The organism is Roseiflexus sp., assembly GCF_057785375.1.
The window spans coordinates 89,144-114,539 of sequence record NZ_JBYNRX010000097.1; the positions used below are offsets into that span (position 1 = coordinate 89,144).

A 25,396-nucleotide genomic window follows, 5' to 3' on the forward strand; every position below is an offset into this window, starting at 1 on the left:
GATCTCTACAGATACAACGTCTTCCTGCGCAGGCTCTGGCGGCGCCACAAAGCGCGGTACCGCATCAATCATGTGAAGAGCCTGGCGCTTTCCTGGAAAGTATAACAGAATTGAACCATTGATAGAAGCAATGATTTATAATATGTTCATCGAGAATTTCGATGAAGGAAGCGCTATGTCTTTCGATCTTCACCGATTGCGGATTTTCGCGGCGGTTGCACGGGCGGGAAGTTTCACCCGCGCTGCCGAGCAGTTACACATGGCGCAACCGACGGTCTCACAGCAGATCAGCGTACTGGAGGATGCGGTTGGCGCGCCCCTGATCGAGCGTGGTCCCCGGCGCCTGCGGTTGACGCCGGCGGGCGAGGCGCTCTTACCGTATGCCAGCCGACTGGCGCTGCTGGCGGACGAAGCATTAGAGGCGGCACGCACCGCAGCCGGCGTTGCAGCGCATACCCTGCGGCTGGGAGTCGGACAGACGTTGGCGACCTACCTGCTGCCAGATATCCTGCGCCGTTACCGCGAACGGGCGCCGCACTACCACACCCGGATTGTCACCGGCAACAGCGCCGCGTTGCTGGAACAGGTCGCCGAAGGAACCATCGAACTGGCACTGGTCGGATCCCCCGCCACACACCCGGAACTGGTCATCACACCGTTCATGCAGGATCGGCTGGTCGTCATCGTCGCCCCCGACGACATCTGGGCATCCCGCACTGCGGTGGACATCGACGAATTGCGCGAGCGCCCATTGCTGACGCGCGAACCGGGATCGGCGCTGCACGCGACGGTCGAGCGGTTGCTCGGGGCGGCGACGCTTGCCGGTGATCACGTCATCATGTTGGGCGAAACCGAAGCGATCAAGCGGAGCGTCGAGGTGGGGTTGGGTGTGGCGCTCATCCAGGCAATTGCGGTGCAGCGGGAAGTGACGCTGGGGCGGTTGCGTGCACTGGCGTTGCGCGGCGCCGACGACCGGCGCACCTACGCCTGGGCGCAGCGTGCGCGCCAGTGGCTTTCGCCGGCGGCGGCGGCGCTGGTGGAGATGATCCGGGGATGATCCGCGAAATCTCCAGCGATTGAAATCGCCTCTGGCGGGCCTGCGGCCGCCCGTCCGCGCAGGCGGACGGGGACGGCGCGCCGCGATAGATAGCGCCTCCGATAGGTTTATCACCGACCGTCTGTCTGTGTGGACGGAGGAATATGCTCCTCTGCTCCAATCCCGATATCTTCAGAGGTTTCTTCGAGCTCTGCTACAAGTTCTAAACTCTGGTGATGTTCTTTCTGGCGTTTGATGTACTCCTTAATCTTGTCAACATCCCATTGGCTTACAGTAAACGCACCGTAACTGCCTTGCCACTTGAATTGCGCTGGCGGCTTGAGGACCTCGTTGACAAAGTGTGATGAGACGCCTTTGATCTGTTTGAGCAAATCGGAAATGGCAAGCGTTGAGGGGACCATGACCAGCAGGTGCACATGATCCTCTGTACCATTGAGGGCCAGGACCTGACAGCCCAATTTTTGCGCCTCGCTCTCTATAACGCGGTAGAGCCGACGTTCGATGTCCGGCGTAATCATTGGAAGGCGATCCCAAGTCGCCCACACCAGGTGTACAAAGAGAGCGAGTTTATTGCGTCGCATCACGTCTTACGGGAGATACGCCGTTTTCAGGCGATTGATAATCTTACTGGCGCACCTTTAGGCGCCAGCTCTGCAATGTAACGCAGGTGAACACTGGGCGCAACGCCTGCTCGGCGCACTATGAGTCGTCGGTCATGCTATCGGCGAAACTCCTCCCGTACGACTGATGTCACCAGACCATATTTACCTGCTTAATGAGGGCTATCATCAGGATAAACTAGAATGCACGGATTTCCTCCTGGAACTATGAGAAATATACAATTTCAACCCTCATGTCTATTCTTAATAATTTTGCGATCTTGCTTAATATTCTCACCTCATAATCATTTGATGTGTTCGTCATTACATAGTATCCGTTTGCCTAAATCTGCCTATATTCCGGATGTCTTTGGTTTGATATTAATTCGAAGTTATTGACTATGAGATTGAGTTCCTTGACTTTGGCAATCCCTACCTCTTTTATATCTTCAACGAATGTCTAGGCTGCAGAAAACTCATTATAGATAATCTTGTTTCCAATATACACTCTAATCTTACTAGCCGGAGACTTACCATGCTTTTTGACCGATCTCCTTAATCTCAAAATTCTAATGTTTCTACGGTCGGTTGTGTATTTTGCTCAAAAATGCATTTTCTCTCGGAACAACTGCCAACGATTCAGGAGTCTGGAGATTTATTTCAAACAAAGAGCATCATTCCTGCTTCAATTTCTCTACATTAGTCATAATCCCAGAAGCCCTCTCTGCCAAATAAATTATCCGTTTCACAGTTTCATAGGATCCCGCATCTAATTCTATCGAGACTTCTTTGTTTTTCTTCCTCACCGTATCTCTTATAGAGGTGATAAGGAGATCAAATGCGGTAATGGTTTCCTGATATGACATGTCGTTTCTCGTCGATTCACGTATGCGATGCGGTGTAGGCGCTGCCAAGCCATTATCAGCCAGACTCCGCTCTGCTTCCACTCGGAACGACAAGCAAGGTTCTGCCTGACAACGTTGCTTCAGTGAGGCTTCGTCCTGTTTCATACCATCGCAGGAACAGATTGCGAAATACTGGAGCGAACGGAACGCCCCATATGCACAACAGTATATATCGCCAATGTTCGTGGAGTCAATATCCTGCCGATGTGGGGTGCAGTCAAGATCGACCGGACGCGACGTCTGCAGCTGCCAGCGATGACATCGTCCCTGATGGGACTCCAGCATGCCACCCGTCTTCGCGGGTGGGGAAGCGTCGGCGCAGGCCAACGCCCGGCGCGCATGCGCCCCCAAGACGCGGTTTCAACCGCCAGCCAGGGTATGCCGATTGGTATATAGTCAATCTTCATAAATCGTCCCTGATGGGACTCCAGCTTGCCACCCGTCTTCGCGGGTGGGGAAGCGTCGGCGCAGGCCGACGCCCGGCGCGCATGCGCCCCCAAGGCGCGGTTTCAACCGCTAGCTAGCTGTCGCTGTCGCCGAAACCGGCGCGGCGTGCGGCGTACTCAGCGCAATCTGCTGTGCGAAGCGCTTGATGAAGCGCGCCGTTGCAACCGGACGCTCGCGCTGTGGCAGGTGACCGCAGCGTTTGAGAATGTGCACCTGTGGCGAAGGAAGATGCGTGCGGAAAAACTCGAACGACCCCGGCGGCAGGAAGCGGTCACACTCCCCCCACAGAACCGCCGTCGGCGTCGGCAGTTGGTGCAGTTCGTCGGGGCTGAGAAAATCAGGTTCATCGGTGGCATTGATGAACTCACGCACCACCGGGCGTGCAAAAAGGTTCACCATGCCCCGCGAACTGAGCGCTCGCAGCGGCGGAGGCAGCGCGCCGAAGACCATGCGCGCCACCTGGCGCGCCTGATGTGCATCTGCGGGCGAAAGCAACTCGATGAATGGCTCCCACGAACGATGACCGTCGAGCATTGCGCCGCCGGCGTTCATCAGCACAATGCCGCGCACCATGTCCGGGCGCGTCTCCGCCACCCGCACCGCGATCCAGCCCCCCATCGAGTTGCCGACCAGCAGCGCAGGGCGGGCAATAACATCGGTCAGGAACGCGCCGACAATCTCGGTCATATCGCTGATCGTCGCGGCTTTTTTGCCCGGCGGCAACCCGGAGAGACCGTACCCTGGCAGGTCGATCATGAACGCATCGTGGCGGCGCGCGACCAGCGGCGCGACCAGGCTCCAGGTCACTGCATTGTCGCCCATGCCGTGGATGAAGAGCACCGGCAGCGGCGCAGCGTGACGGCAGGGGATCAGATAGTAGTGGATCGGAACGCCGTTGATGCGGCGGGTTTGCTCGAAAGCGCCGAAACGCGGCAATGCATGGCGCGCAAGCCCGTCGACCAGCGGCACCATCGCATAGGAGAGCGGGTCGAAGAAGCGTTCAATCGGATCAGGAACATGACCAGACATACAACGCTTCCATGTCACTCAAGATTCAACCCTAACTGCTGTGCCTCTGCCATTGTACCACGGGATGTCGCAGGCGCTGCGTCGTGGTCGGCATCAGGAGCAGCGGGCGCGCTGCGTTCGCCTGCCCCGATCAGCGCCAGCAAACCAGCCTCATCGAGCATCGGTATGCCCAGTTCTTTCGCTTTTGTGAACTTCGTTCCGCCTGGATCATTGCCAATGACCAGATAATCGGTCTTTTTGGAAACGCTGCCGCTCACCTTGCCGCCGTGCGCCACAATCAGGGCGCTGGCGTCTTCGCGCGACATCGACGGGAGCGTGCCGGTGATGACGAAGGTCTTGCCCGCCAGCGAGTCACCCTTTGGCGCGACGGCAGGACCGTGCGCCTCGGTGCGCACGCCGACGCGCTTCAGTTTGGCGATCAGCGCCTTGCTCTCCGGGCGCGCGAAATATGCGGCGACGCTGGCGGCAATCGCGGGTCCGACGCCTTCCAGATCGTCGATCTCATCGGCGGAGGCGGCTGCCAGCGCATCGAGCGAACCGAAACGGTCGGCGAGGATCTGAGCCACGACTTCGCCGACGTAGCGGATGCCAAGCCCGACGATCAGGCGGTGGAGCGGACGATCCTTCGACTCGGCGATGGCGTTCAGCAGATTGGTGATCCGTTTCGGACCATACCCTTCGATCCCGTTGAAATGCTCCGGCGTCAACAGATACAGGTCGGCGACATCCTTCACCCAGCCGCGTTCGACGAACAGTTGCACCTGTTTCTCGCCGACCCCCGCGATGTCCATTGCGCTGCGCGAAACGAAGTGTTCAATCCGCCGGGTAATCTGCGCCGGGCAGATGCCGAAGTTTGGGCAGCGGTACGCCACTTCGCCCTCGGCACGTTCCAGCGGCGTGCCGCATGCCGGGCAGGTCGCCGGCATCTGCCAGACGCGCTCGCTACCATCGCGCCGCGCCACGACCGGACCGACGATGTACGGGATGACATCTCCGGCGCGCTTGACGATCACATAGTCGCCGATACGAATGTCGCGCTCGGCGATGTAATCGGCGTTGTGCAGGCTTGCGCTGCGCACCGTCACGCCGCCGATGTTGACCGGTTCGATCACGGCGTTGGGCGTAATCACCCCGGTACGCCCGACATTCACCACAATGTCGAGCAACCGCGAGACCGCCTCGCGCGCCGGGAACTTGAAGGCAATCGCCCAGCGCGGATCGCGCCCGACGACGCCGAGTTCCGCCTGTTGCGCAAAACTGTCGATCTTAACCACCACGCCGTCAACCTCGTACTCCAGTTCGTCGCGGCGGGTCATCCACTCACGGCAGTATGCCAGCGCCTCCTCAAAGCGCTCGAAGCGCCGTGCATCGCGGTTGACCGGAAAACCAAGCGCGCGGAGATACTGGAGCGTCTCCCATTGCGTTTGCACCTCCACCCCCTCGATCTGCCCGACGCCATAGGCGAAGAAGCGCAACGGACGGCGGGCAGTGACTGCGGGGTCTTTCTGACGCAGCGAACCGGCGGCGGCGTTGCGCGGGTTGGCTGCGACCTTTTCGCCGGATGCAGCCAGTTGCTCATTCAGGCGCACGAAATCAGCAATGCGCATATAGACCTCGCCACGCACTTCGAGCAACGGCGGGATGGCAGGCAGGTTCGTTGTTGCATCGGCGCCGTCGGCGAACAGACGCAAATGCAGCGGAATACTGGGAATGGTGCACAGGTTCGCCGTCACATCCTCGCCGGTTTCGCCGTCGCCGCGCGTCGCACCGCGCACCAGAACGCCATCGCGGTAAATGAGGGTCACTGCCAGCCCATCGATCTTCGGCTCGACGACGAACGCCACTGGCGCATCGCTGCCGAGCAGGCGCAGCGTTCGGTCGTACCAGGCGCGCATGCCCGCCTCATCGAACGCATTGGCGAGCGACAGCATCGGCACAGCGTGCTGAACTTTGGCGAACTGCTCGGACGGCGGCGCGCCAACCCGTTGCGTCGGCGAGTCGGGCGTGACAAGTTCGGGATGCGCCGCTTCCAGATCGCGCAACTCGCGCATGAGCGCATCGTACTCGGCATCGCTGATCACCGGCTCGTCGAGCACATAATAACGGTAGTTGTGATAGCGGATCTGCTCGCGCAGCGATTCAACGCGATTGACAAGGTCGCTGGAGATCATAGGCAGTGCTCAGAATACGCGCCATCCAAAAACTTTCCCTTTCTGGTGCACAGGATGGACCAGCTCATCAAAAGGAGCCTCATATCTCTGCCCTATCGCAAAACGAGCGCGCGCCAGCGTCTCAAATGTCTGAATGGCAGGTTCGAGCGGCCAGTCATTACGCTCGAAGCCATAAATCAGAATCGATTGTTGCGCGCCGAATCCAGAACCCGCCAGCTTGGCGCAGTCGGTAAGTGCGCTTCTGTGTTGCTCATAAGGTGAGAGAATGTGCGTAAGGATATTGTCGTTTGGTTTTCCGTTGTCTCCCAGAAAACGCAGCAGCTTGATTTCAATCGCCCAATCCCACTGATTGGAATTTGAGGAACGGCGAACGCACATATCACACTTCTTTTTTTTGCTGCCTCCAGGATACGGGACATTTGTCTCGATCCGGCACGTTTGCTGAAAAGCCATACGTTCAGCAATAAGCTTAATAGCTTCATCTTCCGGGAAAGGAGCAGTGCCGGGCTGATAATTACGCCATTGCGGACTTTTTGAGTCCGCGTCTTTGAGAGCCTTAGCAAAATGCTGAACGATGTCGTGAAGCGAAATCATTGTCGTTGCCTGTTACGTCGATTTCACCTTTGTCCCGCGATCTGTGCTCTTGCCGTTCACCGGTCCTGAAGCGGTAGCATCACGTTCGCTTTTCCGGCAGAGCGACCAATGCACACTCAACTTCAACATTCTACCACGCAACTATTCCATCCCCCACAGTTCTCGATTGGAGGCGGTGGAGGTCACCGTGATGGCGACGAGATCGTGGCGACAGACGCCGCTGCATGGCGCCCGCCGCCCACGGACGACGGAAGGGCAGGGATCAGACCTGCCCCTGACACACTGCCGTGTCCAACAGCCGCCGGACGACTCGTAGAGCGATCAACCAAAACCTGGACAATCTAATACTAATGTGCGATTATTCGTACCAGACTACCGGGGCGCGCGGCAGGGCGCCAGGACGCTGCGGGCGAAAGCCCGCGCTGAGGACGCGGTTCGACCGTGCTCACCGCACGCGGTTCGACGGCGCTCACTGCAAGTGAAAGCCCCGCCGGGGCTGCTGATGTCAATGCGCAGTCATGCGCCCACGACTGCCGATGCGCGTTGTAGAGCGTTACACCTTGCGCACCAGGCGCTTGAACATCTTGTCTGACTGACCGCAAGTTAGGATAAGAACGTGGAGCAGCGGACGTCGGCTTCGACAGGCTCAGCCAACGTCTGCCGCAAGCTCGTCAACACCAGCACTGCGTGTGCAACATCCGGTTGTTCACTCTATCAGACTCAGACCCGCTCATCCGGGCGCAATCAGCCCAACGATGAAGCGTCAGGTTGATCGCGCCAGGAGCGCTCACACGATCCTCTCCCCCGGCGTGTCTGCATCGGAGGTTAGCCCCACCCTTCACAGACGCGAAGGCTGCGACCTCACGAGTGGCGCCGTGCCCTCACGCCCCCCTTCGCCCCTTGTCGGAGAAGGGGGTGAGGATGAGGGACAAATCCTCCACATGTGCGGCTCTTCCTCCCCCCTTGACAGACAGATAATGCAGGAGTATGATATGATTTAGGATGACCTAAAAATAAATTGATGATTCCCTGCCCCGGATGATGCGCAACCGTCGCACTCGGGGCAGGCGCATGATGGAGGCGGAACAAGCCATGATCTTCTGGATCGTGCTACTGGCAGGGTGCATATTGTGGATCGTTCTGCCCCGCATCGGCGTACTGGCGCACTACCGCACCTGGCGCGCCGCCCGCGAGCGCGAACGGTTGGAAGATGCGCTCAAGCATCTGCTCAACCGTGAACATCTGGGGCGTCACGCGACGCCAGAGTCGCTTGGCGGCGCGCTGAATCTTTCGCGTACAGCGGTCATGCGCCTGATCGAGCAGATGGAGGAGCAGGGACTGCTCGAAACCCGCGGCATGGAACTGCATCTGACGGCAGAGGGCGAACGCTGGGCATTACATGTAGTGCGCGCCCATCGCCTGTGGGAACGCTACCTGGCGGACGAAGCGCGCATGCCGCTGGCGCAGGTTCACGCCGAAGCGCAACGGCGCGAGCACGCGCTGACCGCCGATCAACTCGACGAACTGGAAGCCGCCATGGGGTATCCCCGGCGCGACCCGCACGGCGATCCCATTCCCAGCCGCGCGGGAATCCTGCCTGACGCCGAGGGCACGCCATTGACTGCATGGCCTCTCGACATACCGGGGCGAATTGTGCATTTGGAAGATGAACCCGCCATTGCCTACGAACAGATCCTGGCGGCTGGTCTGCATCTGGGGCAGACGATTCGCGTGCTGGAGCGCACGCCGCAGCGTCTGACGCTGAGCGACGGCGAAAATGAGTATCGCCTGGCGCCTGCTGTTGCAGCAAATGTCAATCTGGCGCCGTTGACCGAAGCGGAGGCGGCGCGGAACCATACGATACCGCTCAGCGATCTGCCGTTACGCCAGACGGCGGAGATTGTGGCGATTGATGACGCGCTGCAGGGGTTTACCCGGCGGCGCTTGCTCGACCTGGGGTTGACCCTCGGCGCTGTGGTGTATCCCGAATTGCAGAACGCCTTTGCCGACCCGCGCGCCTACCGTGTGCGCGGAACGCTGATCGCCCTGCGTCAGGATCAGGCGGCGCGCATCCTGGTCCGGCCGCAATCCCTGAACTGATGTGCGGCATTCTGACCTGATCTGATGAGGAGGTTCGTTTCGATGACCAGACCAACGACTGACCTATGCGCCACCTGCCCGGCGTATGCCCGCCTGGAGCAGATGGGCATCAAAATGGACCGGTACGACCGCGTCGTGGCGCTTGCCGGCAATCCAAACACCGGCAAATCGACGCTCTTCAATGCTCTGACCGGATTAAAACAGCATACCGGCAACTGGCCCGGCAAGACGGTCACCCGTGCCGAGGGGGGGTATCAGTTCAACGGTGTAAAGTATAAACTGGTCGATCTGCCCGGCGCCTACTCGCTGCTCTCCACCTCACAGGATGAAGAAGTGGCGCGCGATTTTTTGCTGTTCGGGCAACCCGACTGCACGATTGTGGTCACCGACGCCACTGCCCTTGAGCGCAACCTGAACCTGGTGTTGCAAGTGCTCGAGATCACCGACAAAGTTGTGGTGGCAGTAAACCTGATCGATGAAGCGCGTCGGAAGGGCATCGATGTTGATACTCGCACCCTCAGCCGCGATCTGGGGGTTCCCGCCGTGCCGATTGTGGCGCGCAGCGGAGAAGGAATCATCACCCTGCTTGCGACGGTTGCCGACGTGATCGAGGGGCGCATTGCCACGCATCCGCGTCGTGTCGAAGGCACGCCCGCCTTTCAACAGGCAATTCAGGAACTGACGCCGCTGATCGAACAACTGGCGCCGGGCATTCCGAATGCGCGCTGGCTGGCGATCCGCCTGCTCGAAGGCGATGCGCGGGTGCAGCGGGCGATCCGCAGCGGCGAATTGGCTGACATTCTCGCGCGTCAACGCACCACGGCAGACCGGCTGAGCGGCACGATGGCAGTTATGGGGAGGCAGTGATGACCACGCCGGATGAGGTCCTTGCCAGAGCCGAAGCGCTGCGCAACCGCCTGCCGTGGAGTTTCCGCGACGAAATCGTCCAATCGCTGTACGCGGAGGCGGAACAGATTGCGCGCCGCGCAGTCAAGACCCCTGAGAACCGACAGTACGACCTGGATCAGCGCATTGATCGCCTGGTCACGGCGCCGGTCTCCGGGTTGCTGATCATGCTGCTCCTGTTAACCGTCGTCATCTGGCTGACGGTGTCTGGCGCCAATGTCATCTCGGACCTGCTCTTCACCCTGCTCTTCGGATTCGGCGATTGGGCGCGCGCATTGTTCGTCGCGTGGGGGGTTCCGTGGTGGATCACCGGTTTCGTGTGGGATGGCGTCTATCGCTCCCTGGCGTGGGTGGTGTCGGTGATGCTTCCGCCGATGGCGATCTTCTTTCCGGCATTCACGCTGCTGGAAGACCTGGGGTACCTGCCGCGCGTCGCGTTCAATCTGGACTGGCTGTTCAAAAAGGCTGGCGCGCACGGCAAGCAGTCGCTGACGATGATGATGGGGTTCGGCTGCAACGCTGCCGGGGTGATTGCAACACGGGTGATCGACTCGCCGCGCGAACGGCTGGTCGCTATCCTGACCAACAATTTCGTGCCGTGCAACGGGCGGTTCCCGACCCTGATCATGCTGGCGACGGTGTTCGTTGCTGCCGGCTTTGGCGGTGCAGCAGCTTCGTTGATCGCCGCCAGCGCTGTGGTTACGGTCGTGCTGATCGGTGTGGCGTTCACCTTCCTGATGTCGTGGGTGCTCTCGAAAACGGTGCTGAGAGGCGAGGCGTCGGCATTCACGCTCGAACTGCCGCCCTATCGCCGCCCCAATGTGCTGCGCATCCTCTACACCTCGCTGATCGACCGGACGATCTTCGTCCTCTGGCGCGCCATGCTAACAGCCGCCCCCGCCGGCGCCGTGATCTGGCTGCTGGCAAACATATCGTTCGGCGACGGCAGTCTGGCAATCGCCATTGCACGCTGGCTGGACGGCTTCGGGCGATTGCTCGGACTCGACGGCGCCATTCTGCTTGCCTATATTATTGCTATTCCAGCCAACGAAATCGTTGTCCCGACGATGATGATGATCTACACAAACGCCGGCATGATGGTCGAATCTCCCGGAAGCGACAGCGCAATCCGCTCTCTGCTCGTCGATCAGCAGGGCTGGACGTTGCTGACGGCGATTAACTTGATGCTCTTTTCACTGCTCCACAATCCGTGTGGGACGACGATCATCACGATCTTCAAGGAGACCCGCTCCTACAAATGGGCGGCAATGAGCGTGGTAATTACGCTGGGAACGGCGTTCATCGTCACGTTCCTCACCGCCACCCTGGCGCGCCTCGCAGGATGGCCATAGTCTCGTTAGCGCCTATCCGAAAAAGCGGCGCGTGAAGTGCGACCGGGGAGGCGAAGGCAATGCCTTCGCCTCCCCATAGCGGCGGACGTTGGCTGAGCCTGTCGAAGCCAACGTTCGCCGCTCCACATCCTTGATTGTCCAGGTTTCGGTTGTTCGCTGCGCCTTGCATCTGAAGAACGCTCCCCTCAACGAGAGGGCAGCAGAGAGCGCAGGTCGAGCTAATCCTTGTACGGATCGAACACATCTTCGCCCGCCATTGCCACCCCCATCGGCTTGAGCGTATGCACGATCCTGATCGTGTTGGCGTGGTGTTTCAGCACCTCCGGCAGGCGGCGATAGACGTGCGGACTCTCGTCCGTGCCGCCGCCGCGCAGTTCAATCCCCTCGCGGCGCAGCCATTCGAGCATCATCTCGCGGGTAATCTTGCCCGGCTTGACCACCTCCTGCACCCGCCGTCCATTGCGCTTCACCCAACGCCGCTTGCCAGCAGCCTGTATCCGGCTCATCACCCGTCCGGCGCCGTGGATGGTGCTGTGCAGCCCAAGCCGCGACTCGTCACTCTCCACCCCTTCGACCACCACGCTGATGTCGCCCATCGAACCGCCGACAAAACCACGCTGACCGGGCCAGGCGGGGGTTGCGCCTTTGCGCACGACGATCAGCTCCTCGCCGTTGACTTTTTCTCTCCAGGCGTAGTTGTGGTGGTTATGCACCTCTTCGGTCGCCTGAGCGCCAAGGATGTCGAGCACCTGCTGCACCACGAAGTCGCGCCCGGCATACGCATAGCGCCCGGCGAGCGTCATCGCCTGCCAGTACGCCTGTCCCAGGTCGCGCCGCAGCGAGATGACGGTTGCCGGCTGCTGCATCGACTCACCCGGCGCCGGGGCGTCGAACGGTCGCCCGTGCGCCAGGTTGAGGAACCCGCTTGCAATGCGATGCCCGAGACCGCGGCTGCCGAAGTGCGCCGCGACCCACACCCATCCTTCTTCGTCTTCGAGAATATCGACCCAGTGATTGCCCGAGCCGACGGTGCCGAGCTGCTCACGCGCCATCTGGCGCAGTTTGCCGACCTCGGGAATATCGCGCCAGGTCGGGTCGTCGAACAGCGGGTGATTGGCGGCTTTGCCGCTCGTCCCGCCGACGCCGAAGACCACCTCGCGCGCCACCTGATCCATAATCCGGCTGATATCTTTGCGAATGTCATCGGCGCGCAGATTGGTGCGCACCCCCTTGATACCGCACGAAATGTCGTACCCGACCCCGCTGGGGCTGACGGCGTCGCGGTAGGCGACAATGCCGCCGATTGGCATGCTGTACCCCAGATGCCCATCCGCCATCAGCGCCGCCTTGACCGCTTCGGGATCGCTGGCGCAGCGGCGGATCTGCTCGATCGTACCTTCTTCATGTTCGCCCCACACAGGAATGCCATCGATGATCTGAAACATAGACGCACCTTCTTTCGTTTTCAAAAGAAGCATCAAAACGCAACACGTTCCCCCCGCCAGCTACGCATCGTTCGATTGATAGATCACAACTCCATCCCGCTGTATCGCCTCGCGCAACTGCTCATCGAGCGCGTCTTCTTCCCGAACGATGTCCAGGTCATAGATGATCGGCGCGTTCTCGAGCGCCTCGCACAGATCGTGCCACACACCAACGCTGATAGCTGGCGCAGAAATCGCCAGATCAATATCGGATGCCCGGCGGGCGACGCCGGTGGCGCGCGAACCAAAGATGCGCGCCTGCCGCACCGCCACATATCGGCGCAAAACATCGCGCAGAGCGGAGCGCTGAGCCTGTCGAAGCGCAGCCAGGTCCTTCGCGCGCAACATCGCTGCGGTCATCGATCACTCCCACGAAAGATTCTGGATGGTCGCCGCCATTGCGCCGAGCCGGGGAGCGTATTTCTGAACAATGCCGCGATAGATGCGACATGCCAGCCCTTCGTCATAGGCGTGGCTCGTCAGATTGCGATCCTCGATCATCCGCAACCAGACATCGGCTTCCGCAGTCAGACGAACGGCAGCCTCGCGAACCTGCTTCTGGCGCTCGATGAAACGTTCTTTGCTCATAGCAGCCCAATGGCTTCCCCTGCGCTGCGCCGTCGCCAGCACGTTTTCGGATTCAGCCAATATTATATCCCGCTTCCAACCTTCAGGCATTGCGCTTTTGCGAACACTCCTGCGCCTTGAGATTCACACGAAGGCGCAACGGTTGCGGTTGAACGTTTGCAGGCGGGGAGAGGGGAGGGTTGAACATCCTGACTCTTGATCTTCGCTTATGGAGCGATCAACCTGGACTATCACGGACGCGGAGCGGCGGGCGTTGGCTTCGACAGGCTCAGCCAACGCCCGCCCCTCACGACCAACACGGGCGCTGTTGCTTGCACGCCTTGCAGCGACGGTTCGCAATCGTGTCCGCCAACGCCAGCCCCCTGACGACTAACACGGGCAATAGTGTGCTGCGTTCGGTTGATTGCTCTCTCAGTTCTCATACGAACTTGCGGTCAGTCAGACAAGATGTTCGAGCGCCCGGTTCGCAAGGCGTAACGAGCCACAGCGTGCGTTGGCAGTCGTGGATGCATGACTGCGCCTTGGCATCAGCAGCCCCAGGGGGGCTTTCACGTGCGGTGAGCGCCGTCGAACCGCGTGCGGTGAGCGCCGTCGAACCGCGTGTGGTGAGCACGGTCGAACTGCGTGCGGTGAGCGCCGTCGAACCGCGTGCGCTGCGCGCCGTCGAACCGCGTGCGCTGCGCGCCGTCGAACCGCGTGCGCTGCGCGCCGTCGAACCGCGTGTGGTGAGCACGGTCGAACTGCGTGCGGTGAGCGCAGTCGAACCGCGTGCAGTGAGCAAGGTCGAACTGCGTGCAGTGAGCACGGTCGAACTGCGTCCTCAGCGAGGGCTTTCGCCCGCAGCGCCCCGGCAGTATTGCACGAATGACCGCGCATTAATATCAGTTCTCAGTTCTTGGCTCTCAGTTCTTTGTTCTTGGTTCTCGGTTCTTGGTTCTTGGTTCTCGGTTCTTGGGTCTCGGTTCTTGGTTCTTGGTTCTCGGTTCTTGGTTCTCGGTTCTTGGTTCTTGGTTCTTGGTTCTCACTCCCGCTTGTACCTTTTTGAACAAACTTGACATAGTTTGTCGGCATTTACTATAATTCAACATACATCCTTCTCTCCGCACCGCCTCCGAAACGTCGCACGAACATTCAGACGATACGGTTGCGCATCGCTTGATGCGCCGATCACAAGGAGGTATCCCATGAACATCGAGACGAGTGTCAACGGATTGGACGCTGGAACCCGATCTGGCGCGCAGGTCGAACTGAGCGGGGTGCTTGCGGGGTTGATCGGCGGGGTGATGATGGCAATCATCGGCGCGGCGCTTGCGCTTGCCATCGGCGATGACCTCTGGAAAGCGCCGAAATTGATCTCCACATTCGTGGTAAACCCTGACACAGCGACAGCGCCGGGCTTCCTTGCCGGTCCGGTCATCATCGGCAGCCTGATCCACCTGGCGCTCTCCGCATTATTCGGGGTCGGCTTTGGCGTATTGACCACGCGCATCTGGAACATGCCGCTCGGCTACGGCGCGCCAATGGTGCTGGGTTTTGTGTATGGCCTGGCGATCTGGCTGATTGCCTACTTTGTCGTGCTGCCGCTGGTCAATCCGCTCGTGCTCGAGATCTATGCCCCGGCGTTCCTGATCCAGAACCTGACGTATGGGCTTACGACCGGGCTGGTGTATGGCATCCTGCGCTCCTCGTCGGGCGCCGGACGATAAGGGCGGAGGCGAGAGGCGAGAGGCGAGAGGCGAGAGGCGAGAGGCGAGAGGCGAGAGGGTTGAGAGTTTCAGGCGCGAAGGCGGCAGTTGGCAAGCCTGACCGTTTGCTTATTTTCAACCCTCTCTTTAGCCATTGGTTCTCGGTTCTCAGTTCTCATGGAGTCCCCATCTCAACATCCATAGCCCCTATTCGTGATAATTCTCACGTGAAGCGCGCCACAAACCCGCCGAACGGAGGGGAATGCTCCTCTTATTGGTGAGGCGTGATCTCGACTTCTGGACATGCACAGGTTTTGCCCAACCTGCTATACTTTTACGCAATCTCCCTGCAACAATTCTCCGTAAGTCAACACCATTAACCGGTCAAGTCTGGCACAGGCATTCATCAAGGAGGAGCGCAATGAGCACGCAGTCGCGGGTCAGTCGTTCAGCAGCATCGCACGTGGTTCGCGCATCGGCAACGCCACTGTTGACAAAGATCGAAGTCGGCGGCGCAGTCGCGGGTCTGGTTGGCGGCGTAACAATGGCGGTCGTTGGGGCGATCTTGGCGATTGCGATGGGCGCCGATATGTGGAAAGCGGCAAAACTGATCTCGACATTTGTGCTGGGTTTGGGCGCAACTGCTGGTGAAGGGTTTGTTGCGGCGCCGGTGATTGTTGGCAGCCTGATCCATCTGTCGTTCTCAGCGTTTTTCGGCGCACTGTACGGAACGCTCTCCTGCCGCATCTGGAAGATGCCGCTCGATTACGGCGCCCCGGTTGTGTTCGGCTTTGTGTATGGTCTGGCAATCTGGCTGATCGCCTATTTCATCGTCCTGCCGATCGTCAATCCGTTGTTGCTCGAAATCTACGCGCCTTCCTTCCTGATCCAGAATATGGTTTACGGGATGATCCTGGGAATGGTCTACGCTGCCGTGCGCTCCGCGCCTTACATCCACTTCGAGAAGCGCTCTTCTGCACATGTATAGTGACTAACAGAAAGAATAAATCTAGAAGCGGCTGGGATGCTGATCCTGGCCGCTTCTCGTTTCTGTCTAAGGCAATAGATCTACACATACAAGTGTTTCGACTATTATGAGTTTGACTATTGCTCAACTATTCAAGGAATAGGTGGAGCCTGTGTGCCTATGGTGTAGTCCCTTAAAGGCATCGTAGAGCGCAGAATATGAGATGTAAAGACTAATTCCGCCATCTATCAATTCAACAGAAACAATGTACGTTCGTGATAACGTCGTTCGATACGGCTATTTTAGCGATGTAGGCCACGGATGTATTATCAAAATCGAGACTATAGTGCCATACCGGGAGAAGTAAGCATTGAAATACAACACTTCACGAAAGGTGATGCAAGGTCCCCAGACAGACTCGACGATGGAACGATAGTGTATCGTGGTATATCTATCCGTGAGTTGCAAGAGAAATTCGGCTCAGGAGACGGTACATCCATCATTATGGAGGACCCATTCATTCATGAGAAACATACTATATCACTGGCGGCCTGGAGTAACGCCGATCCGGATAATACGTTCTTGTTCATCCTGTTCAGATTCACTCCCGACAAGGAGTTTGTAAAGGCAAATAGAGATATGTTCCCCAAAAGAGGAGAAGTCGGCGGCGCCCCGTCTGACATTACCTCATAGAGCGATCAACCAAAACCTAGACAATCAAGGACGTGGAGCGGCGGACGTTGGCTTCGACAGGCTCAGCCAACGTCCGCCGCAAGACGGTCAACACGGGCAAGTAGTGTGCAACATCTGGTTGTTCACTCTATCGAGCGCGGCTATACCTGGCGGTAAGGCATCGACCTGCGCCGGGATCGCTGAATCCACGACCCACATCAGACGTTTGGCAACCTGGTCGGCGGGCAGTGCCGTGTTCTGGCGCATCGTTCGGGGGCGCTGCATTGCCCACGTGGGTTGGATGCCGCTGTCTTCCATGAAGACAAACGCCTGCCGCGTGCAGTGACCTCGACCGGTGCGCCGCCCGCGCCGCAGCATGGCGAATGCTCGTGACCGGCGACGCACTGCAGAGACCTCACATCACCCGCTCGAAGCGCGCCTGGAAGAAGCGCAGATATTTTGGCTCGTACACCATGCGCAGCCCTCGCGTCTGTGCGCGTGCGTCATACACGGCTTTGACGGCTTCTGCAACCACGTCCATATGCGCCTGAGTGTAGACCCGCCGCGGGATGGTCAGGCGCGTCAGTTCGAGTTTCGGGTAGTAGTGGTCACCGGTTTTTGGGTCGCGTCCAGCGCTGGCAATGCCTCGTTCCATCGCCCGAATTCCCGAGTCGAGGTACAACTCCGCCGCCAGGGTCTGCGCCGGAAATTCGCGCTGTGGAATATGCGGGTAGAAACGGCGCGCATCGAGGAAAATTGCGTGCCCGCCAATCGGTTGCACAATCGGGATACTCCAGTCGGTAAGCAGTTCGCCCAGATAACGCACCTGCCCGATCCGCGCGCGGATGTAGTCGTCCTGCACCGACTCCTCGATGCCGACTGCCATCGCTTCCATATCGCGCCCCGCCAGCCCACCGTAGGTGTGCAATCCTTCGTACACCACCACCAGGTTGCGCAGTTCGTCGAACAGGTCAGCATCGTTGACTGCCAGCCAACCGCCGATATTGACCAGCGCGTCCTTCTTGGCGCTCATCCAGGCGCCGTCGGTGTAGGAGCAAAACTCTTTCAGAATGTCGGCAATTGACTTGTTGGCATACCCTTCCTCGCGCTCCTGGATGAAAAACGCATTTTCGACCATGCGCGTCGCGTCGAGGAAGATACGCACGCCGTACCGGTCGCACAGGTTGCGCAATGCGCGCACATTCGCCATGCTCACCGGCTGCCCGCCCGCCATGTTCACGGTGCCTGCCAGGCTGACATACGCGATCTTCTGTGCGCCCTCGCGCCGGATCAGCGCCTCCAGTTTGTCGAGATCGACATTCCCCTTGAACGGATGCAGCGATTGCGGGTCGTGCGCTTCGTCGATAATGACATCGACGAAGATGCCGCCTGCCAATTCCTGGTGCAGGCGCGTGGTGGTGAAGTACATATTGCCGGGAACGTACTGCCCGGCGCGAATGGCGGCGCGGCTGATCAGGTGTTCGGCGCCACGCCCCTGATGGGTCGGCACAATGTAACGGTAGCCGTAATACTGCTGAATGGTCGCCTCGAGCCGGTAGAAGTTGCGACTGCCGGCATACGCCTCGTCACCGAGCATGAGTGCCGCCCACTGGCGGTCGCTCATAGCGTTGGTGCCGCTGTCGGTCAGCAGATCGATGTACACATCCTCGGAGCGGAGGAGAAAGGTGTTGTACCCGGCTTCCATCAGCGCGCGCTCGCGCTCCTCGCGGGTGGTGACCCGCAGCGGCTCGACCATCTTGATCTTCCATGGTTCCGCCCAGGAACGCCTGCCGAATTGCTGCCCCATCGTTTGCGGGTTCGGGTGTGTCATGAGGGTCGCCTCCTTGCGATACAGTTACGCCGTTGTATGGTAGATACGTTCGTGCAGCACGCCGATGTACGGCAGATTGCGGTACTTTTCAGCGAAATCGAGACCGTAGCCGACCACGAACTCATTCGGAATGTCAAATCCCAGGTAGTCGATCGGAATGTCGGCGCGACGGCGTTCCGGCTTATTGAGCAACGCGCAGATGCGCAGACTCGCCGGGTTGCGCCGCAGCAGATGACTGCGGAGATATGCCAGCGTCAGCCCGCTGTCGATGATGTCCTCGACGATCAACACGTGTCGCCCGGCAATATCGGTATCCAGATCTTTCAACATGCGCACCACGCCGCTCGACTCGGTCGTTTTTCCGTAGCTTGAGGTAGCGATGAAGTCCATCGCCAGCGGCATATCGATGGCGCGCGCTAGATCGACCATGAACATAGCGCACCCTTTCAGCACCCCTACCAGTAACAGATCACCGAACGGACGATAGTCTGCGGTAATCTGCGCACCGAGTGCGCGCACCCGTTCCTGAATCTGCTCTGCCGTAATCAAGATTTTTGCCATATCATCGTGCATGGAATGCTCCCTGGCAATGCCTGTCGCTCCGTTCACGCCGGTCCTCCCTTCGATCCACAGGTGAAGCGCCGGTTGTCCGGCATTGACGCTGACCCCCTCTGCTGCGCCGATGCCGGGCAGCCAGACGATCCGTTCGCCGCACGCCACAATGGGCCATGTGTCGCGCAACATACGCGGCACACGCGCATCGACCATGATGTCCTGCAAGCGGCGAGTACCACGCCCGCCCTCCGGTCGCATGCGGTCGCCGGGACGGCGCCAGCGCACAATCAGCGACGGAGGGCAGGCTGCTGCGTCGAGAAAGACTTCCCAGCGGCTCACCGGCGCCGCCGCCGGGCGATAATCGGCGCAGAGCACGCGACCATCGTGCAGTTCAACGCGACCGGGAACCGTCAGGATGGCTTCTGAAACTGGAAGACGAACGCCCTCTTCCGGCAGCGCTTCGCCGCGTATGATAGCAAATCCGCCGTCGTAGCCGGTCACCAGCGTGACGCCGCCGGGCAGTTCGATGCGTTTTCCCACCCTGCGCCCAACAGCCGCGCAGGCGCGCACCACATCGTCGCGCCCGAGCGTATCGCTCCCGCCGACCAGCGTGTACGCGCGACGCAGCGCTGCGTGTTGCAATGCAGAGTGCAAGTCCCACCAGCGACGACCACTGAACGCGACACAGTTCGCCTGCACAACCGCCAGCGACTGCCACACGCGATCCAGTTCCTGATCGACGAAATCCGTGATCTCGGCGCAATCCGCCGCCGTGCGACCAAGCGCTGCCACGATCTGCGGGTTGAGCGCCGTCAGCATCGGAAGAACATCCTGGCGCACCCGTGTCCGCAGGTAGCGCCGGTCCTCATTCGAGGGATCGCGACGCGGCGTGAGACCGCATTCGGCGCAGTACGCCTCGATCTCGGCGCGCGTTATGTCGAGCAGCGGACGAATGAGGCGTGGACGAAGATCGCCCGCCTGCGAAGAGAGGGACGGATCGGCAGCGATAGTGCTCCATTCTTCCCAGGCCACGACCGGACGTATGCCGCGCAGACCTTCAACGCCTGCGCCACGCACCAGGTGCAGCAGCACCGTTTCCGCCTGGTCATCGGCGTGATGTGCAGTGGCAACCGCCTGTGCGCCAATCGTCAGCGCCACACGCGCCAGCAAGCGGTAGCGCGCCAGGCGCCCGGCTGCATGCAGATTGAGTCGGCGCTCGTGTGCCAGCGCGTGCACATCGACCGCTTCGACGGTACAGGGCAGGTGCAGACGCGCCGCAGTTTCCGCCACGAATGTCGCTTCTGCCATCGCTTCTGCGCCGCGTAACCGATGATCGAGATGAACGACGTGCAGGTCGCACCTCAGATCGACGCGCAGGCGCGCAAGCACATCCAGCAGACAGAGCGAGTCCGGTCCGCCGGAGACGGCGACGACCACCGGGGCATCCGGCGCAATCATGCAGTGGCGACGGATCGTTGCGCGTACCCTGTCTACGAGTGAAGCCATGCAGCAATCACGACGGTGTGCGCAGACGGATGACAAAGAGGGTCAATCCCTCCTGTGTTGCCGTCCGCCCATTCATCTCGACCGGCAGAGTGGATGATCCGCTCCAGCCAATCACATAGACGCCGCTATCGTCGAGCGGTAATTGGTTCGATACCGGCGCGATGCGAGAGGAGGAATTGAACAGGCGAAACAATACCTGGCGTCGAATGAACATGCGATCATCACTGACAGGCACGCCAAACGGAAAACTGCCCCGCGGGCGGTTAAAATCGAAGGCGGCGCTGACGCCAGGCGCGAGATTGCCAAGTTCCTGGAATTTTCCCTGATGAACGACAATCGCCTGTTCGAGCGCCACTGAACCAACATTGCGCACATCGCCTGCGGGGGTATCACCGTCGAATTGAATGACGCTCTGGACCCGCACAGGCGCAGTCGTCGGCGCTTCAACAATCAAGGTGCGCACCGAGGCGACATCGATCAACAGATCGGGGACGGTAACGCCCGTATCATCGCTCATTGCCACGATGGAACGGGAGGTGAAGTCATCGAAGCCGCGCGTTTCGCTCACCAGATGATCGGCAGGGAAACGCAACGTATAACTGCCCCGGATCGGCGAGAACAGCGCCAGGTATGCCGTTGCTATGCCACGCGGCTCACCCTCTACGCCCTGCATGATGGACAACTGAAGCAGTCGCTCCTGCCCGCCGCGCAATCCGAAACCGACCAGAAAGACGCCGACCGTAAACACAACCACAGTCAGCGGAATACTCACCCAGGCCCACTCGAGTCGGCGCAACCGACGCAGCGCCAGATAGTTCACCGGTCCCACCACCAGAATATACACGATCAGGAACGCTGCCAGCGCTGTTGCCGACGGCAGCCGGATCGCCGGAAGCTGGAGCGCATCCTGCATCAGGCTGATCCGGTTCACCCGCGCATCGAACCCCGGAATGAACAGCGGCACGGGTTGGATGACCCGCGACCAGAGATTCGGTTCATCCGCCCAACCGCGCAGCAGCGCCAGATCGAAGGCGCTGAACGCCACGATGCCATTACCGATACGGCTGCGGTAGATCAGCGGCGTATCGGGAGGCAATGCCTCCGCGCCAGGACGCGGGCGCACCACCAGCACCGGACCGGTTGGCGGCGTTGGGGGTGAACCGACAAACTGCTCGAGCGGTGACAGAGCGCCCTGCTCGATGGTGCGCGTCGTTTCGACCGGCAGTATGTCAGTCAGACCGGCTGCCGAACGCTCGCCATTGATCCCGCCGCCAACGACGAGTTGCCCGCCAAAGGCGACCCAATCGCGGAGCGCAGCGCGCTGTTCCGGTGAAAGAGCGGCAGTGTCCACATCGTGAAGGAACAGCGCATTGACGCCGCGCAGAACAAGCGCATGCGAAGGAAGATCGTCCGGCGACATGTGGCGCACCACAGTCCCGCTGGCGCCACCGATCGACATAGCGCTCAGACTGGTCAGCACAGTCGGATCGGACCCTACCACGACCACCAGGAAACGATCTATTTCGATCGCCTCGATGCCGATGCTCTGCTCGAGCACGACATTGCCATTCTCGATCAGACGGACCGTGCCGTTGCGCGCAAACCCTTGATTGAACACATCGAGCGAGATGCGCTTTCGCGATCCGCGTGGCAGATCGATCGCGCGCCGGAACACCGGTTGACCTGGCGCACCGGGAAAACTCCACTCGAGCACACCGATCAGATCGCGCCCATCGTTGGCAATCTCGACCACTACGGGGAACCATTCACCCAGACGATACGCCCCATCATATCCCGGGCGCAGCGTCAGCGTCACGCCAAAGCCCTGTTCCTGCGCAGCGACCGGTCCTGCCAGCGCGATGCAGATCAGAGCGACCAAGACAGCGGGCAGACGCACCATTGTGTATCCTTCTCGAAGCGATTACGAAGGTTGTTCGTGGTTATGGCGACGCATGCGTTCACGCAACGCGCGGATCGCCGCACGCCGACGCGCCAGGCGCGCCATTCGCCGCAGATGAGTCTCGACTTCGGTCCTGGCGTCTGCGACGCCATTGGGCGACATTGACCGGTTATTCTCCGGCGACTGCTTACTGAGGGAGCGCCCAATCAACTCTTCGACCGCCTTCTCGAAACTGGCGCGGTCCATCTTCTCTCCATGCTCACGCTGGACGAGATCGTACTGTTTCAGCAATGTCAGCGTGTCCCGCAACTGACGCTCTTTCTCGTGTTTGCGAAAGTCGGTAAGGTAATCATTGATTGTCGCCTGAACGCCACGCGGATCCGGCACGTGATCGAAGGTGAACTTTCCTCCGGCTGCGCCGCCGGTCTCGATGACAACGGTGCCAAGCCCCAGGAGTCGTTCGACAAAACTGACATCGAACGAAATGTTCTGAATGGCGGAGAGTTGCGCGCGGCGCGAATTCTCTGGTCCCAACGGGCGACGATCAATATCGATAATGTCGGTACGGGTCAGAATGTAGCTGTCGAGGATCAGCGCCTCACGGATCCACCAGCCCCAGGCGCCAAACGACAGGAGCGCCGCAAAAACGAGCAACGTCACTGCCACGTCATCGATCAGATTGAACTGCACCAGCACGGCAAGCACGAACATCGTCAGCGCAAACCCGCTTAACGGGCGAAACAACTGGACCAGGACATACACCCAGGACGGGCGCCAGACGATGCGATCAGGAAAGATCTCAGGGTTCGGCGGGTAAAGCGCCGGAATGGGAAAGCGCTGCGTGCGCACCTGAACCGAGGGCGATGAGATCTGCGGCTGCTTATTGCCGTACACCTGATCCTCGATCAGAGCGCGCAGCAGATCAGGCTCCTGGCGGCGGCGCAGGTTGCGCACCTGATCCATGATCGCTTTTTCAATATCCCGCGGCTTTGCGGCAAAGTCGAACTCGAGCGTGCGCGGGCTGAACGAACGAATAATGATTTTGCCATACCCGAACAACGTCGCCTGATATGTATCGGCGCGCACATTGACCTGCTGAATGTCATCGATGAGGATTTGCTGCCGCACGTGGCGAATGAACATGGTTTCTTCATCATAAATCACGCGCCTGTTGGTAACGATCAGCACATCATTGCGCCAGTCATTGTAGAGGTAGGCCACCGCAGCCAGCATCAGCAACGTTGTCACGCTCAGCACAATATTGATCACATCACCGGCGCGCGAGTAGGTCGGATCGATGACGATCAATTCGCCGCCGACAGAACGAAACCAGATCGCCAGCCCGAGCACGAAGATCGCTAACAGGTACAAGGCATCCGGGTTGCGCCACGGAGTATCCTTGCGCCGTTGCTTCTTCGACTCGCCGCGCGCCCAGAGCGCCACGAGAATGAGCAGCAGCGTGAAGAGCGCAATATTGACGGGATCGGTCAGCGGACGGGCGACCCCTTCGCGCATGATCAACAACGCGCCGCCGGCTGCGCGAAACAGCGCGATCGCCGCAGTAATGACACCGATGACCAGGAAGACGAAACCGGATTGCAGCAACTCGATCCAGTGCCGCTTTCCGACCAGGATAACTTTCTCATCCGGCTCAAGTTCGAGCGGAATCGGGATTTTTGGCTCGCTCATACGCGCTTGTATCCTGCGAGTCGCCTACGCCATCATCAATGCGGTCAATAACGAGAGCGACCACCTGTTCGGGCGACAACCCATCACTGAAAATGACACAGGCATCGGCGGCTGGTGCGCTCACGTGGCGATCCAGGCTATCACGACGGATAATGTCGTTGAGGACATGCTGGAGATCGGCGCTGCCGCTGCGACGCTGAATCTCGTGGGTGCGGCGGCGGGCGCGCTCGTCGAGCGATGCGTCCAGGTAGATTTTGAGCGGCGCATCCGGCATAACGACGCTCCCAATGTCGCGCCCGACCATTACTACCCGCCCGCGGCAACCAATAGCGCGCTGCTGTGCGCGCATAATGTCACGCGCAGCCGGGTGACGCGCCGTGATCGATACGATGCGCTCGACATTGGGATGCCGCAATTCCCAGGTGACATCGACGCCATCGACCAGCACGGTGTATGGTCTCCCATCGGTCGCGTCGCCGGGGGGCAACACCTGAATATCGAGATTGTGCGCCAGCGCTGCAACTGCCTTGCCGTCCTCCGGATCGATGGCGCTGCGCAGAACCGCCCACGCCAGCGCGCGATACATAACCCCTGTATCAAAGAAGAGGTACCCCAATCGCCTAGCAAGCAACTCGCCAAGCGTACTCTTCCCTGCGCCAGCAGGACCATCGATCGTGATAACAGATGGAACGGGCATCTAAAAAGGCGTATCATGACGCTATACTGTGTGGTATTGTAGCACGCGATGCCTGCGATACGCAAGCAATGCGGAAGATGGAGCATTTCTGTGACATTCTCTCGCAATATCTGGGATCTGGCGTTGGTCGCAACGCTGCTGCTCGGCAGTGCATTCATCTGGATGACACGTGCGACCTCCGGCGCTGTCGCAATGCCTCTCGTCTCCGAACTGACAGCCGCGCAACCCGCCCCGCTCGTCGGTCATCCGGCGCCTGAGTTCGCACTGACCGCCGTCGACGGATCGCAGATTGCGCTCAGCGACCTGCGCGGTCAGGTCGTCCTGATCAATCTCTGGGCGACGTGGTGCCCCCCATGTCGCGCTGAAATGCCCGCGATACAGCAAGCCTACGAACGTTTCCGCGATCAAGGCTTCACTGTGCTGGCGGTCAATCAACAGGAAGATAGCGCAACCGTTGTGCAGTACATGCACGACCAGCGCCTGACGTTTCCAGCATTGCTCGACAGTGATGCTCGCGTCAGCGTCGCCTATCAGGCGCGGGCGCTCCCCTCCAGTTTCTTCGTCGATCGCCGGGGGATCATTCGCGCCGTTTACCGCGGACCGATGTCGCGTGGTATGATTGAGGGCACGGTCGAGCAACTGGTTGCTGAAAATCCGTAAAT

At 59.9% G+C, this 25,396-nt stretch carries 22 protein-coding genes; 8 read left to right on the forward strand and 14 right to left on the reverse strand.

The window, feature by feature from the left end:
* Positions 1-175: 175 nt before the first annotated feature.
* A complete protein-coding gene (locus tag AC3EA7_RS19370) occupies positions 176-1,057 on the forward strand; it encodes a LysR family transcriptional regulator (RefSeq protein ID WP_488615715.1) in 882 nt (293 codons plus the stop codon).
* 110 nt (positions 1,058-1,167) lie between these two features.
* Here AC3EA7_RS19370 and tnpA read toward each other — a convergent pair whose 3' ends face one another.
* The 5 genes from tnpA to AC3EA7_RS19395 form a co-directional block, all read right to left on the reverse strand.
* Positions 1,168-1,638 (reverse strand): IS200/IS605 family transposase, encoded by a 471-nt coding sequence (gene tnpA / locus AC3EA7_RS19375; protein ID WP_488615716.1) that lies wholly within the window; start codon positions 1,636-1,638, stop codon positions 1,168-1,170.
* A gap of 692 nt (positions 1,639-2,330) precedes the next feature.
* Positions 2,331-2,666, reverse strand: a complete 336-nt coding sequence (locus AC3EA7_RS19380; protein WP_488615717.1) for a hypothetical protein — start codon at positions 2,664-2,666, stop codon at positions 2,331-2,333.
* A gap of 411 nt (positions 2,667-3,077) precedes the next feature.
* Positions 3,078-4,037: an alpha/beta fold hydrolase gene (locus AC3EA7_RS19385; RefSeq protein WP_488615718.1), complete on the reverse strand. Its 960-nt coding sequence runs from the start codon at positions 4,035-4,037 to the stop codon at positions 3,078-3,080.
* Positions 4,038-4,051: 14 nt separating this feature from the next.
* Positions 4,052-6,208 (reverse strand): NAD-dependent DNA ligase LigA, encoded by a 2,157-nt coding sequence (ligA, locus tag AC3EA7_RS19390; protein ID WP_488615719.1) that lies wholly within the window; start codon positions 6,206-6,208, stop codon positions 4,052-4,054.
* A gap of 9 nt (positions 6,209-6,217) precedes the next feature.
* Positions 6,218-6,802, reverse strand: a complete 585-nt coding sequence (locus AC3EA7_RS19395) for a hypothetical protein (RefSeq protein WP_488615720.1) — start codon at positions 6,800-6,802, stop codon at positions 6,218-6,220.
* A gap of 190 nt (positions 6,803-6,992) precedes the next feature.
* Between AC3EA7_RS19395 and AC3EA7_RS19400 the strand changes: the two genes are divergently transcribed.
* From AC3EA7_RS19400 to AC3EA7_RS19415, 4 genes are all read left to right on the forward strand, one after another.
* Positions 6,993-7,118: a hypothetical protein gene (locus tag AC3EA7_RS19400; RefSeq protein WP_488615721.1), complete on the forward strand. Its 126-nt coding sequence runs from the start codon at positions 6,993-6,995 to the stop codon at positions 7,116-7,118.
* Positions 7,119-7,894: 776 nt separating this feature from the next.
* On the forward strand, positions 7,895-8,902 hold the full coding sequence (locus tag AC3EA7_RS19405) for a metal-dependent transcriptional regulator (RefSeq protein WP_488615722.1): 1,008 nt from the start codon (positions 7,895-7,897) through the stop codon (positions 8,900-8,902).
* A 42-nt stretch (positions 8,903-8,944) separates the two neighbouring features.
* Entirely contained in the window at positions 8,945-9,769 is an 825-nt protein-coding gene (locus AC3EA7_RS19410) for a FeoB small GTPase domain-containing protein (protein WP_488615723.1), read from the forward strand.
* Entirely contained in the window at positions 9,769-11,160 is a 1,392-nt protein-coding gene (locus AC3EA7_RS19415; RefSeq protein ID WP_488615724.1) for a nucleoside recognition domain-containing protein, read from the forward strand. Before AC3EA7_RS19410 ends, AC3EA7_RS19415 begins: the two co-directional genes overlap by 1 nt.
* 218 nt (positions 11,161-11,378) lie before the next feature.
* Here AC3EA7_RS19415 and AC3EA7_RS19420 read toward each other — a convergent pair whose 3' ends face one another.
* From AC3EA7_RS19420 to AC3EA7_RS19435, 4 genes are all read right to left on the reverse strand, one after another.
* A complete protein-coding gene (locus tag AC3EA7_RS19420) occupies positions 11,379-12,605 on the reverse strand; it encodes an RtcB family protein (protein ID WP_488615725.1) in 1,227 nt (408 codons plus the stop codon).
* A gap of 60 nt (positions 12,606-12,665) precedes the next feature.
* Positions 12,666-13,004 (reverse strand): nucleotidyltransferase domain-containing protein, encoded by a 339-nt coding sequence (locus AC3EA7_RS19425; protein ID WP_488615726.1) that lies wholly within the window; start codon positions 13,002-13,004, stop codon positions 12,666-12,668.
* Positions 13,005-13,007: 3 nt separating this feature from the next.
* Positions 13,008-13,292: a nucleotidyltransferase substrate binding protein gene (locus AC3EA7_RS19430; protein ID WP_488615727.1), complete on the reverse strand. Its 285-nt coding sequence runs from the start codon at positions 13,290-13,292 to the stop codon at positions 13,008-13,010.
* Positions 13,293-13,650: 358 nt separating this feature from the next.
* Positions 13,651-14,037: a hypothetical protein gene (locus AC3EA7_RS19435; RefSeq protein WP_488615728.1), complete on the reverse strand. Its 387-nt coding sequence runs from the start codon at positions 14,035-14,037 to the stop codon at positions 13,651-13,653.
* A 379-nt stretch (positions 14,038-14,416) separates the two neighbouring features.
* Between AC3EA7_RS19435 and AC3EA7_RS19440 the strand changes: the two genes are divergently transcribed.
* Positions 14,417-14,938: a hypothetical protein gene (locus tag AC3EA7_RS19440; RefSeq protein ID WP_488615729.1), complete on the forward strand. Its 522-nt coding sequence runs from the start codon at positions 14,417-14,419 to the stop codon at positions 14,936-14,938.
* 400 nt (positions 14,939-15,338) lie between these two features.
* Positions 15,339-15,905, forward strand: a complete 567-nt coding sequence (locus tag AC3EA7_RS19445; protein ID WP_488615730.1) for a hypothetical protein — start codon at positions 15,339-15,341, stop codon at positions 15,903-15,905.
* A gap of 1,066 nt (positions 15,906-16,971) precedes the next feature.
* Here AC3EA7_RS19445 and AC3EA7_RS19450 read toward each other — a convergent pair.
* Genes AC3EA7_RS19450 through cmk form a run of 5 tightly spaced genes read right to left on the reverse strand, consistent with a single transcriptional unit; the run spans position 16,972 to position 24,734 of the window.
* Positions 16,972-18,387 (reverse strand): tyrosine phenol-lyase, encoded by a 1,416-nt coding sequence (locus AC3EA7_RS19450; RefSeq protein WP_488615731.1) that lies wholly within the window; start codon positions 18,385-18,387, stop codon positions 16,972-16,974.
* A gap of 24 nt (positions 18,388-18,411) precedes the next feature.
* Positions 18,412-20,448 carry a hypoxanthine phosphoribosyltransferase gene (gene hpt / locus AC3EA7_RS19455; protein ID WP_488615732.1) on the reverse strand — a complete coding sequence of 679 codons (2,037 nt, stop codon included), beginning with the start codon at positions 20,446-20,448 and terminating at the stop codon, positions 18,412-18,414.
* A gap of 7 nt (positions 20,449-20,455) precedes the next feature.
* Positions 20,456-22,348 (reverse strand): hypothetical protein, encoded by a 1,893-nt coding sequence (locus tag AC3EA7_RS19460; RefSeq protein ID WP_488615733.1) that lies wholly within the window; start codon positions 22,346-22,348, stop codon positions 20,456-20,458.
* 21 nt (positions 22,349-22,369) lie between these two features.
* The gene (locus AC3EA7_RS19465) at positions 22,370-24,037 is read right to left on the reverse strand and encodes a PH domain-containing protein (RefSeq protein ID WP_488615734.1); all 1,668 of its coding nucleotides are present in this window, start codon (positions 24,035-24,037) and stop codon (positions 22,370-22,372) included.
* On the reverse strand, positions 24,000-24,734 hold the full coding sequence (gene cmk, locus AC3EA7_RS19470; protein ID WP_488615735.1) for a (d)CMP kinase: 735 nt from the start codon (positions 24,732-24,734) through the stop codon (positions 24,000-24,002). Before cmk ends, AC3EA7_RS19465 begins: the two co-directional genes overlap by 38 nt.
* 90 nt (positions 24,735-24,824) lie before the next feature.
* Here cmk and AC3EA7_RS19475 point away from each other — a divergent pair, with 90 nt between their 5' ends.
* Positions 24,825-25,394, forward strand: a complete 570-nt coding sequence (locus AC3EA7_RS19475; protein ID WP_488615736.1) for a TlpA family protein disulfide reductase — start codon at positions 24,825-24,827, stop codon at positions 25,392-25,394.
* The last annotated feature ends 2 nt before the right edge of the window (positions 25,395-25,396 follow it).